This window comes from Streptomyces sp. NPDC041135 (genome assembly GCF_055592085.1).
In genome coordinates this window covers 72355-83834 of the sequence record NZ_JBVIYZ010000023.1, presented here as the reverse complement: position 1 = coordinate 83834, position 11480 = coordinate 72355, and the positions used below count along the sequence as shown (strand labels likewise).

Annotated in this window: 9 protein-coding genes; 4 read left to right on the top strand and 5 right to left on the bottom strand. The window is 71.1% G+C overall.

Annotated features, from left to right (window positions below; translation table 11 throughout):
- From ACZ6CZ_RS31790 to ACZ6CZ_RS31780, 3 genes are all read right to left on the bottom strand, one after another.
- A partial coding sequence (locus ACZ6CZ_RS31790) for an MFS transporter (RefSeq protein ID WP_469028106.1) occupies positions 1 to 1327 on the bottom strand: 1327 nt, incomplete at its 3' end.
- On the bottom strand, positions 1327 to 3345 hold the full coding sequence (locus ACZ6CZ_RS31785; protein WP_469028104.1) for a PEP/pyruvate-binding domain-containing protein: 2019 nt from the start codon (positions 3343 to 3345) through the stop codon (positions 1327 to 1329). The genes ACZ6CZ_RS31785 and ACZ6CZ_RS31790, both read right to left, overlap by 1 nt.
- Positions 3342 to 4715: an ATP-grasp domain-containing protein gene (locus ACZ6CZ_RS31780; RefSeq protein ID WP_469028101.1), complete on the bottom strand. Its 1374-nt coding sequence runs from the start codon at positions 4713 to 4715 to the stop codon at positions 3342 to 3344. The genes ACZ6CZ_RS31785 and ACZ6CZ_RS31780 overlap by 4 nt, the downstream gene beginning before the upstream one ends.
- A 339-nt stretch (positions 4716 to 5054) precedes the next feature.
- On the opposite strand from ACZ6CZ_RS31780, the gene ACZ6CZ_RS31775 reads away from it, so the two are divergent.
- Complete coding sequence (locus ACZ6CZ_RS31775; protein WP_469028098.1) at positions 5055 to 6104, top strand: PAS domain-containing protein; 1050 nt, start codon at positions 5055 to 5057, stop codon at positions 6102 to 6104.
- A gap of 52 nt (positions 6105 to 6156) precedes the next feature.
- Here ACZ6CZ_RS31775 and ACZ6CZ_RS31770 read toward each other — a convergent pair whose 3' ends face one another.
- Positions 6157 to 6939: a hypothetical protein gene (locus ACZ6CZ_RS31770; RefSeq protein WP_469028096.1), complete on the bottom strand. Its 783-nt coding sequence runs from the start codon at positions 6937 to 6939 to the stop codon at positions 6157 to 6159.
- A 247-nt stretch (positions 6940 to 7186) separates the two neighbouring features.
- Between ACZ6CZ_RS31770 and ACZ6CZ_RS31765 the strand changes: the two genes are divergently transcribed.
- The 3 genes from ACZ6CZ_RS31765 to ACZ6CZ_RS31755 all read left to right on the top strand — a co-directional run bounded on the left by ACZ6CZ_RS31765 (position 7187) and on the right by ACZ6CZ_RS31755 (position 10442).
- The gene (locus ACZ6CZ_RS31765) at positions 7187 to 7693 is read left to right on the top strand and encodes a hypothetical protein (protein WP_469028093.1); all 507 of its coding nucleotides are present in this window, start codon (positions 7187 to 7189) and stop codon (positions 7691 to 7693) included.
- Positions 7694 to 7779: 86 nt separating this feature from the next.
- Positions 7780 to 9021 carry a mandelate racemase/muconate lactonizing enzyme family protein gene (locus ACZ6CZ_RS31760; RefSeq protein ID WP_469028091.1) on the top strand — a complete coding sequence of 414 codons (1242 nt, stop codon included), beginning with the start codon at positions 7780 to 7782 and terminating at the stop codon, positions 9019 to 9021.
- Between the two features lie 170 nt (positions 9022 to 9191).
- Positions 9192 to 10442, top strand: a complete 1251-nt coding sequence (locus tag ACZ6CZ_RS31755; protein ID WP_469028088.1) for a globin domain-containing protein — start codon at positions 9192 to 9194, stop codon at positions 10440 to 10442.
- Here the strand turns inward: ACZ6CZ_RS31755 and ACZ6CZ_RS31750 are convergent.
- Positions 10428 to 11060 (bottom strand): GNAT family N-acetyltransferase, encoded by a 633-nt coding sequence (locus ACZ6CZ_RS31750; protein WP_469028085.1) that lies wholly within the window; start codon positions 11058 to 11060, stop codon positions 10428 to 10430. The genes ACZ6CZ_RS31755 and ACZ6CZ_RS31750 overlap by 15 nt on opposite strands.
- Positions 11061 to 11480 lie beyond the last annotated feature (420 nt).

Sequence of the window (11480 nt, the reverse complement as noted above, 5' to 3'; positions counted from 1 at the left end):
ACCCCTGCCCGGCATGCCCGTCTGGAACGACCAGCACTACATCCTCATCTCCACAGCCACCCTCCTCACCCTCACCACCCTCACCCTCCAACCCATGCGAAACCAGCGGGTGGAGCACCGCCATCAGGACACAGGCCGCCAGGGCGCTGTGCCATAGCAGGTCGTCCAGGCGGCCGGCCGCGAGGTACGCGCCGGCCGCGATCGCCGCCAGGGCGCAGACGGCCCGGTCCAGGATGCTTTCCACCGACAGGAGGGTGGCCCGGGGCGCATCCTTGGGGATGGCGTCGTTCATCAGCTTGCGCTGCACCGGGTAGACGAGGCCGGTGATCCCGGCGAACACACACAGCAGCACGACGGCCGTCACCGGGCCGCCCAGGGTGGTGGCGGCGAGGGTCAGGGCCAGGGCGACGGTCAGCAGGGACACCCACGTGGCCGGCGACAGCCGCCGTCCCAGGAGCTGGGGGCGCGCCGAGGTGAGAGCCTCGGCCACGGTCATGGCCGCCAGGGCGGCGCCGTGCGCTCCGTCGCCGACGCCGTGGTGGAGGAGGACCGGCTGGAACAGGTTCACCTGGCACAGCCGGGCCAGGGTGAAGACGGCCACGCCCTGGACCATCAGCAGCGCCAGCGCGGGTGAACCGCGCAGGGTGCGCAGGGCCCGGGCCGTGCCGTCCCGCCGGGTGCCCCGGCCCCGCCGGCCCGGTCCTTGCGCCGGTGGTCCGGCCGCGGCCCGGCGGGGCAGAGCCAGGACGCAGCCGAGGGAGGCCGCGGCGCTGGCCGCACTCAACAGGTAGGGAGCCTGGTGGACGTGGGTCATCAGCGGGCCCACGAGAGGCCAGCAGGCCACCTTGGCGGCCAGCCCGAGGGACCGCGCGATGCCTTCCGCCCTGAGGTAGTGCGCGCCCGCGCCGTGTTCCTCGAGTGCGTCGTAGAGGTAGGCGCTCGACGCTCCCGAGGTGAGCGACCGTCCGGCGGCAACGGCGAGGAAGTGGAGCAGGAAGCCGGTGTAGGACGGGGCGAGGACCGGGGCCAGGTTGGCCGCGGTCATCACCACGGCTCCGGCACCCAGGCAGGTGCGGGCGCCGAGACGGTCCGCGATCATGCCGGTCGGTACCTCGAAGAGGCAGAACGCGACGTAGTAGATGCTCTGGATGCCGAACACCTCGGCGTCGGAGAGCCCGGCGGCACGCTGGTAGGTGTAGAACACCGGCATCCACCAGAGCAGGTTGAACAGCAGCTGGAAGGCGTTGTTGAGCCGGATGACGCGCCGCGCCGCGGGCGCCACCCCGCTCTCGCGGCGCTGGTACGACCGCCGCCCCCGAGGGCGCATCATCGGGTGTAGGGCCGGATCTGGAGGACCTGGAGGGCTCCCTCGGCGGTCATGAGCCACTCGATGTCCAGCGGCCGGTCCGGGTCCTGCGGCCCGAAGTGCCCCTGCAGGAGACGGCCGGCCAGGGCGAGGTCACCGAGCGAGGCCCGGGTCGCGACCGGCAGGTCCCGCGCCGCGGAGCCCAGGTCCAGGGTGCGGCCGCCGCCCTCCACCGTGTTGAACAGGTACTGCCGGGGCAGGACCGTACCGTCGACCACGCCCTCGGGCGAGCCGGAGACGCAGTTGACGTAGACGTTCCGGAAGTCGTCGGGGCGGGTCGGGTCGCACGTCACCATCACGCCGCCGACCGCGGCGGGGACGTATTCCTGCACGACGGCGCCCATGTAGGTGTCGTCGAGGCGGATACCGGCCTGGTGCTGGAGGCGGACGCTGCGCGGCGAGAGCAGCGAGGCCCACACTCGGCGGACGGCCTCGAGCAGTTGGCCGGTGCCACGCACGGTGGTCACGGATTCGTAGATGCCCGCGGCGGAGAAGCCCGGGAGGTCCTCGGCGTTGGCGGAGGACCGGACGGCGAGTCTCCTGCCCGATGCGAGGAGCCCGGCCAGGGGCCGGGTGATCGCTTCGGCGATGGCCGGCGGCAGGGGTGTCGCCCGGATCAGTCCCTGGAGGTCCAGGCAGAGGGCGTCGACGGTGTCGAAGGCCTCCAACTCCAGAGCCATTTTGAGCTTGCCGATGGCCTGTTGCAGCGCGGGGGAGGACGTCAGGAAGAGGTGCTGGAGCCGGAAGGGCAGGGCCAGGCCCTGCGGGGCGCCGACCGTGTCGGCGAGGCGCTCGGCCGCTGCCGCGCGCAGGCGCTCCGGACCGGCGCCCCGTTGTCCGAGCCGGGTCTCCAGGTGGTTCAGGAGGTCGGGGCGCGGCGGGCGGGGGCGTGCGTAGAAGCCGAGGATGTCCGTCCCCGGTGCGGCCAGCACGTGGTGCAGCTCTCCGAGGTTGGACGCCTTGGTGCCGTACCGGTCGCGGTCGCTCCGACGTAACGCGTCAAGAGGGACGACCGGCGCGTCGTCGAGGACCGGAGGTTCGATGGTTACCCGCAGTTGTTCCCACGCCGGCCGGCGCAGCCGGGGTTCTTCGGTGAGCGCGGTAAGGGTCACGCCCTGGTCACCGGCCTCGTAGCGGACCCAGGATCCGTCCAGGCCGTCGCGTCGCGCCAGCTCGTCGAGGTCGCGCACGACGGCGTTGGGGATGCCCCAGCCGGCGGCCAGGACGTTGGTGTGGGACAGCGGAGTGGTGGGCTGTGTGCTGATGAAGCCGGAGACCCGGGGGACGTCGTCGGGAAGGCGCGGCATCGCGATGATGTCCGACCACACCAGTCCCGCGACGGCGTCCTGGTACTCCCGTTCGGTGCGGAACATCCGCAGCCGGCCGACCGCCTCCCCGGGATTGAGGCAGGTACGGGTGCGGCTGCCGAACAGCTCGTGGCTGAGGATGCGCGGCACTCGCGTGTCACCGATGGCCGCGAGCGCCTGCTCCTGGCCGTGGTTGGCGGGCTTCACCAGCAGCGGCAGGCGTCCGTCGAGCCGGTCGCGTACGAAGGTGTAGAACTCCTCGATCAGGGCGGCTCCCATGGTGTCCGCCTCGGTGGTTTCCAGCACCATGAACGTCTCCTCCTGCCCGGCCGCTCCCGTGCCGCAGTGCAGGGACAGGACCCCGAGTGCGAACCGCCGCTCGGGGTCGGCGTACACGGAGGCGTTGAAGGCGTCCAGCTGCGCGTCGAGTTCCTGCTGCGTCATCCCGAGGATGCGGACAGCGATGTAGTCGACGTGGAAGGGGTGGACGGCTGTGTCGAGCAGGTGCCAGGTGCGCTCCGCGCGGTCCATGACGACCTTGAGGTACGGGTGTCCGGCCAGTACGCCCGACAGCTGGCGGAAGAGCGGCAAGGTGAGGTTGACTCCGACCGCGGTGCGGTCCCCGGCCGGTGGCGGTACTGGTACGCGGTGGGTGGTGAAGGAAGCGCTCATACGAGCGAACCCCCTCTGCGGGGCGTGCGCAGAATGACCGGCATGGCCTCCAGCAACGCGGCGAGGTCGTCCATGACGGACTGGGGGTGGTCGGCGCGGAGCAGGCAGAGGCCGGCCATGGTGTTGGCGCCGGCCGCCGGGTCGTACACGGGCACCAGTTCGCCCTCGGGCAGCGAACTCTCGGCGATGACGCTGAAGGCGTTGCCCGGAGTCACGGGCGCGGACCGCGTCAGGTCGGCGGCGCTCCAGATACGGCGCTCCTGCCATGGTGTGCCGTCCGCGTTCAGGGCCAGGACCACCAGCGATCCCGATGCGCCGCGGGCATCCCGCACATCTAGGGCGCGGGTGGGCCAGAGCGGCTCGCGACCCAGCACCTGGTCGGTGAAGGTGCCTACCAGGTCGATACCGAAGGCCTGCTCGACCTGGGGGACCGTCATGGCGCCGCCGAACCGGGCGGCCGTCTCGATCACCCACATGCGACCGTCCGCGCCGAGTTTGATCTCCGTGTGGGTGCCGCAGTCCTCCAGCTTCAGGGCGTCCACGGCGCGGCGGGCGAGGTCGACGATCCGGTCCTGAACGCCGTCGGCCAGTGCCGCCGGTGTGATGCCGGCCCGCTCGGTGAACGGCGCCACCGTGGGCATGCGGCCGGTCAGGCAGACCGGGTGGAACACGCCGTCGGCAACGACGCCTTCGACGCTGACGTAATCGCCCCAGCCGTCGCCCTCGAACCATCCTTCGGCGCTCCCGTCGACGATCTCCTCGACGACGAAGTCCTCCCCGGCGTCCGGGACGTACAGCTCCGCGTAGCCGAGGCCCGCCGAATCCGCCATGACCTGCCGCGACCGCTCCCAGGCCCCGGCCGCGTCACCGGGTGTTGCGATGATCTGGTGCGCGGTGGAGCCGGCGCTCCACGCAGACTTCAGCAGGAGGGGCGGGGACAGCTCGGCCGCGGCCGCTTCGAGATCGGCCAGGGTCGTCACGGCACGGAACCGCGGCTGCGGCACGCCGTGCACGTCCCAGGCGATCCGCATCAGGCGCTTGTCCCGGGCCAGGGCCGCCGTGCTGCCGGCGCCGCGCAGCCCGAGCCGCAGGCAGGCCATGGCTACCGCCACCACCGCGTACTCGGAGAACGTGACGATGGCGTCGGCGCCGACTTCCCGCGCCCGCTCCACGATGACGTCCACCAGGTCTCGGTCCTGACCGGAAGCGGGGCGTGTCACCGATGCGCACCACTGCGCCAGTTCCCCGGCGATGCGGGCGGGCGGCTCTGCCAGTGCCAGCAGGTGCACCGCCGCCTTCGCCGCGACCCTGGCCAGGGCGTGGCTCAGCGGCGGGCCTCCCTTGGCGTGGACGTACAGCACACAGGTCACGGCACACGACTCCTCTGTTCGGCTCGGTCTTGACGGAGCGCCATATGTGAGGCGCACCACGGACGGTCGAACCTGACGCCGCCCGGCCCATCAAGCGAACCAGCGGCCGAGGGTCCCGGCGCCCGATCCGCGCCTCCTCCTCTCAGGCAAATGCCCGAGCCCGGGGGCCCCGGCGGGGCGGGCGCGGCACCCGGCGTGCGCTAACGACGCGACTGCCGGGCGGCCGCGCGCCGACGGGACGGACGGCCGGTACGCGGACGGTGGGGCACTCTTGCAGAATCCCCCTTCCGGCCCGTGCCGCACCCCGAGCTGGACGGCCCGCCCGAGTGACCAGGAGCCATGGTGAACGGACCCGAGTTAGCGTTGCCCCTCCCCCGGCCTTCCTCACCGGACCAGGCACGGACCGCCCCGGCGGCGGAGAGTACGGACCGCCCGCCCGCTCCCTTCGGTGACCTCACGCCAGCCGCGGTGTTCGTCCGGAACCGGGAGGGACGCTATATGTGGGTCAATCACGCCTACGCCCACCTGTACGGCACCACGCGCGAGGCGGTCATAGGCCGGCATGTCCGTGATGTCGACGGGGCACCCGACGCCGGACGCTTCATGGATCTCGACGCGCAGGTGCTGGCCGGCGGAAAGGCCATCCGGCACACCCTGGCCTTCCAGCGCGCAGACGGCAGTCCGGGACAGGCGCTCGGTTTCCGCTTCCCCACCCACTGGGCGGGCGAAGCCTGTGTGGCGGGCGTCTACATCGACATCACCGTGTACGTCGACGTCCTCGACCAGCGCGGGCGGATCGAAGCCGACCTGCGGGCCCTGCGCGACCACAGCGGTCTGGCGTGCGCCCGCCTCGCCTGTGACGCGGTGGTGCGGGAGGCCAGCGCCGCAGCGGCGGAACTGCTCGGCATCCGCCTGTCCGAGCTGGTAGGACGGCCCGCGGCGACGGTTCTGGCAGAGGATTTCGCCCACGATGGCCTGAAGCGCGCGTGGGCGGACGTGGTCGGCGGGCGCCGCCGGAGCGCCGGGGCCGACGCCCTGCTCGTGGCCGCCGACGGCAGGGTGCAGCGGACCCGCCTACGGCTCACGGCCGTCGGTCCGGGGCCGCAGGCCGTCTGGGTGGTGGCGAACCGGCTCGGCGAGCCCCACGAGGCGGGCGTGCGCCTGACCGCCACGCAGGAGCGCGTCCTCGTGATGATCGCGTCCGGCGCGAGCAACGCGGGCGTCGCGCAGGCCCTGGGCCTGTCCCGTCAGACCGTGGACTACCACCTGGACCGGCTGCGCACCGCACTCGGCGCGTCCACCCGTGCCGCACTCGTGGCACGGGCCTACGCGATTGGCATCCTCACCCCCCACGCCTGGCCGCCGCGGACCAGTTCCGCACATCCATGAGAGCCGGACGCGGCGTTTTCGCCGCGGGCCCCGGAGTCCGCGGCGTCGGCTGCTACTTGGGCTTCGAGGTCATGTGGACGACCACGTCGCAGGATCCGTTGTTCGAAGTCCCCGAGAGCACCACGATCTGGTCCAGGGCCTGGAGCTGGGCCGCCGTGTAGCCCGGCAGGCTCTTGCTCACGTTGCAGTACTCGGCCTGGTAGGCCTCCCAGCTGTGGAACCGTGCCGACAGGCTGGTGGAGTAGCCCGGGTGCGTGGTCATGGTGATCTTGTTCTGCTGGTGCTGCCAGGAGGTGCTCGGCCACCCGTCCGTACCGACGCAGCCGACTTTGCCGCTGACGTCCGTAATGCGCCCGCCGAGGTAGTGTCCGGTGACGGGCTGGGCGGACTTGCAGGTCATGAAGTCGGAGAAGTTGTACCAGCCGTCATGCGCGGGAGTTATGTTGCTCGGCCAGGGCACCGACCCGGTGCCCGAGGGGTAGAGGTTCGACTGGCCGATCATGACGCCGCATCCGCCGCTGTTGACCTGCGAGCTGGTGCACGAGTTGTCTTCGGTCAGGTCCTGGAAGTAGTCGTTCATCCCCACCGACCGGTAGGGCATCGTGGCGCCCGGGTATTCGTAGGTGTTCGCGGTCGCGTAGTACTGAGCCTCCATCACGGCCGTGTGGTCCCACAGCAGGTTGTTCGCCTGGTCCTGGACGTACGGGAACCGGGCCTTCACGAATTCCGCGGTCAGCGTGTAATCGGCTTCGCCCTGGAGGGCCTGCGCCGGAGCGCCGGCCGACAAGACCCCCGCGGTCAGCGCGACCGCGGCCAGAATCCTCGCTCGCTTCATATCAGAATTCCTCTCGAACGACCGGGAACCGCTCCCCGGACGCGTTCACCGTACGGTCCCTCCGTCATTCTTCGGCGAGTAATTCCTACACATTCGCGGGCGGGGACGAGCGCAACGAGCCGCGAAACTGGGGGAGAGAACACTCAAGACATGAATTTCCTTTGAGGTCACGCTGGCCCGACAAGACATCGCGGGACGCGTCCGCACTTCGGACCTCCTGCTCGCTGTTCGACCGATTGGACACGCCGTGACTTCTCAGCGCCACCGCATCTCCCTCGTTCTGGCGGGCCTCGCCCTCACTTCGGCGCTCGGAACCGGCTTCGCCAACGCAGCCACGGCTCCGACCGGAAGCCTCGTCAACGGGACCACCTGCGGCACGTCGTCGTGGCAGTGGCTGACCCCCTACCTCGCGGTCGCGAGCTGCATATACCGCTCGGGCACCACGGTGCAGGCCGTCACCGAGGTCTACAACGAGACCAACTCCGTCGTGAGCTTCACTTCCGACGAGAAGATCGCGCAGCACGAGAAGTTCGGCACCCAGGACACGTTCTCCGACTGTGAGAGTACGTACATGTACGCGTACCCCGGCGCGTACCCCAAGCCCGGCAGCTACACGTTCTGCTACTCGAGCCAGGTGGACACCCGCATCATCAACACCAACCGCGTCGACACGGCGTCGGCCATCGCCACCATCAACGTGTACACGCCGTGGGGCACGTACGCCAACGTGCACGTCCAGAGCCCCTACGTGTGAGGCTTCGGTCAACGAGACGGCCGCAGCGGTCAATGCGGACCAGGTTCCTTCCTTCCTAGGCTCGTGCCCACCCCAGGGAGGAACGCATGTCCGTCATCGCCCGCATCGAGCTGTACCACGTGGCCGTACCCCTGCCCGTCCCGTTCCGACCCGCCTGGATCCCCGGGTACCCGCAGACCCACAATCGGTTCGACCTGATCCGCCTCGTCACCGACGACGGCGTCGAGGGGTGGTCGGCCGGGCCGGCCATGGGGCGGGAGCGGGCCGGACTCGGCGACCTCCTTGGCCCCTACCTCCTCGGGGTCGATCCCCAGGAGACGGCCACCGTCCAGCAGCGCCTGCGGGAAATGGGCTACCTCGGCCAGCGCCACGCCTGGATAGAGCCGGCCTTCTGGGACGTCAAGGCCAAGCTGGCAGGCCTTCCGCTCTACCGGCTGCTGGGCGGCGCACGGCGTCCCGTCCGGCTGTACGCCTCCACCGGTGAGCTGCGCGGTCCGCGCGACCGCGTGCGAGAAATTGCCGAGCGCGTCGAAGAAGGCTTCGACACCGTCAAACTCCGGGTCCACGCGATGTCCGTGGAGGAGGACATCGCTCAGGTGCGGGCCGTCCGGGAAGCCTTCGGGGACACGGTGCGCATCGGGGTGGACGCCAATCAGGGCTGGCGGGTGAGCGCCCTCGCCGACGCACCGCTGTGGGATCCCGGCCGGGCTCGCCGCTTCGCCGACGCCTGTGCGGACCTGGGCGTGGCGTGGCTGGAGGAGCCCCTCGCCATGGACGACTACGAGGCGCTCAGCGAACTGACGGCTGCGGCGCGGCTGCCCATCGCCGGCGGCGAACTGCACACCTCTGGATGGCCGGAGCTGCGCATGATGATCCGCCGGCGGTGCTACGACGTCTTCCAGCCCGATGCCGTGTTCACCGGGGGCGTCGCCCAGACCCTGCGCGTCATCGACGAGTGCCGCGCCCAGGGCGTCACCTACACCCCGCACACCTGGACCAACGGCATCGGCTTCGCGGTGAACCTGCATCTGATGGCCGTCGGGGGCGACCCCGAGGGCCGCCTCGAGTACCCCCTCTCCCCTCCCGCCTGGACACCGGAACTGCGCGACGCACTGCTGACGGAGCCCTTCACCCACAACGGTGGAACCCTCCACCTGCCCACCACCCCGGGGCTCGGATTCGACGTCGACCGGGCCGCGTTGCGCCGCTGGGGCAAACGCGTGTGCGTGCTGACCGGCAGGCGCCTCGCGGTGCGCACCGTCAGGGACAAGGGCCCGCGGGCCGCTCTGGCTCTGGCCAGGGCCCGCCGGACCGCGGACCGGGCCTGAACTGCCGCACTCCGTCTGCTGTGAGCAGCGATTGCTCTACCTGCGGATCGGACGCGTTTCGACACTGCTGCTTGCCCCGACTCCGCCGACCGGGCCGGGGTTCCGCACACCGGCACCGCCCCGCGCGGGGTCCGGGCGCCCCCTGTCGCGACGACCATCCAAGGGAACGCATGCTCTCCTCAGAATCGGCCAGCACCGTTGCCCAGACCCTTCCGGCGGTGTCCGCCGCCCTGCCGGACATCTCGCAGAACTTCTACGCGCGCCTCTTCTCCGCCCACCCCGAGCTCCTGCGGGACGTGTTCAACCGGGCCAACCAGACGTCCGGAGCGCAGGCCACCGCGCTGGCCGGTGCGATGACCGCCTTCGCCGCCCATGTGATCAGCCGGCCCGAGGAACCCCCGGAGATCCTCCTGTCGCGTCTCGCCCACCGGCACGCGGCGATCGGCGTCAGCCGCGAGCAGTACACCGTCGTCCACGAGCACTTGTTCGGCGCGATCGGCGAAGTGCTGGGGACGGCCCTCACCCCCGCGGCGGCCTCGGCCTGGAACGAGGTGTACTGGCTGATGGCGGATCTGCTCGCCGACCGGGAACACACCCTGTACGAGGAACGGGTCCTGGAGGGTCACGCCTGGCGTGGCTGGCGGGACTGGAGGGTCGTCGGACGCACCGCGGAGACCGCGGACATCACGACCTTCCACGTGGTGCCCGCGGACGACGGTCCGGTACCGGCGTTCAAACCCGGCCAGTACGTGTCCGTGCAGGTGGACCTGCCCGACGGGGCCCGGCAGATCCGCCAGTACTCCCTCTCGTGCGGCGTCCCCGGACGGCCGACCTGGCGGTTCAGCGTCAAGCGGGCCGGCAGCAGGGACACGTCGGGGGACGGCTTCGCCGGTGAGGTCTCGCGTCACCTGCACGACCGGGTCGAATGCGGTCATCTCGTCAGTCTCTCGGCCCCGTTCGGCGACCTCGTCCTGCCCGAGCGCCCGGGCCCGCTCCTGCTGGTGTCCGCCGGCATCGGGGCGGCGCCCATGCTCTCTCTCCTGGAGCACTTGAACCTGGCCGGTCACGACCGGGGTGTCACGGCCGTCCACGCCGACCGTTCCCATGCCAGCCACATGCGCGCGGACAAGCACCGGAAGTTCGCCGAAACGCTGGCGGGCGGCAGTGCCCTGTTCTGGTACGAGGAACCGAGACAGGGCCACCCGGCGGACCTGCCGGGACGTGCCGATCTGAGCACCGTGGCGATCCCCGCCGAAGCGGACGCGTACATATGCGGGCCCGTCCCCTTCCTGCACGACGTACGCAGTCAGCTGCTCAAGGCGGGCATGCCCGGCACGCGCATCCACTACGAGGTGTTCGGGCCCGACATGTGGCTTCCGGGTCCGGACGGCGCGGCCGCGCTGGCGTCACCCCGGCCCTGACCGGCCCCCGCCGACGCGTACACCGCCCGTCGGCAGACACGGCTCCGGCCCGGCACGGCCGGGGCCGTGCGTGAGCGCCGCCAGCGACTCGGAAGCGTCACGGACCAGCGGCTCGAACTCGCCCGCGGGCGCACCGGAACGGTGGAAGATCACGCACACGTCCTCCCCGTACCGGGCATCGAAGCGCGTCACCCCCGGGACGACCTGGAAGCCGAAGCGCTCGTAGAGCCGGAACTGACCGTCCGCGGTACCGGAGATCCCGATCATGGCGGCACCTCCGAGGCGGCGCACAGCCGCCATGGCCAGGGCGTACATGTACGCCCCCAGCTTCTCGCCCCGTGCCGCGGGCGCCACCACCAGCCGGCTGTGCTCGTAGGTCTCCCGGGGATCGACCCGGAAGAGGTCCAGCACGCGTGCGTACCCGGCCTCTCCGAGGAAGGCCCGGCACTGGTAGCCGGCGCGGTGCTGCGGCGTCGCCACGCGCACGTAGCCGAGGAGCGGGCCGCCCGGGGTCCGTCGCGCGGTGAAGTGCCACGCGCCCAGGTCGAGGGGCTGGGCATCGGTGAACCGGCCCGCTCCGTCGGCGAACTGCGGGCGGCGGCCGTGCTCGTGCAGCACTCCGGCCCGGAAAGCACGGCATTCCTCGAGCGCCGGGTCATCGGCGGACGAGACCTCGAAAGCGTGTAACAGCCATCTCCTGACGGCATTCATCGACAGACATCCTTTGATCGAGCTGTGTTCTCCCGGCCGGTGGTACAACCGGCACGGAGCGCGCCGGTCCACGGGGCAGACCGGCCGGCCCTGGCGCGAATGACTGCGACGCCCTTCGTCGCCTGGTGCTGTAGGCGGAAAGGTCACCGGCTCGCGACGCCCCGCACGGCACCTCGTCGCGTTGTCGCATCACCCGAGTACATCCCCGTACGCGGGTGACGCTTCGCGGTGCGATGCACCGCACCGGACGCCGCGGGCTTGTCGGCGCACCTTTCCGGCCGCAGCACCGGCGCGCCGGTGGGACGCGCACCACCGGTCGACGCGCCA

Coding starts and splice junctions, on each gene's coding strand:
- ACZ6CZ_RS31785 (WP_469028104.1), bottom strand. CDS start 3,345: ATGAGCGCTTCCTTCACCACCCACCGCGTACCAGTACCGCCACCGGCC.
- ACZ6CZ_RS31775 (WP_469028098.1), top strand. CDS start 5,055: ATGGTGAACGGACCCGAGTTAGCGTTGCCCCTCCCCCGGCCTTCCTCA.
- ACZ6CZ_RS31770 (WP_469028096.1), bottom strand. CDS start 6,939: ATGAAGCGAGCGAGGATTCTGGCCGCGGTCGCGCTGACCGCGGGGGTC.
- ACZ6CZ_RS31760 (WP_469028091.1), top strand. CDS start 7,780: ATGTCCGTCATCGCCCGCATCGAGCTGTACCACGTGGCCGTACCCCTG.
- ACZ6CZ_RS31755 (WP_469028088.1), top strand. CDS start 9,192: ATGCTCTCCTCAGAATCGGCCAGCACCGTTGCCCAGACCCTTCCGGCG.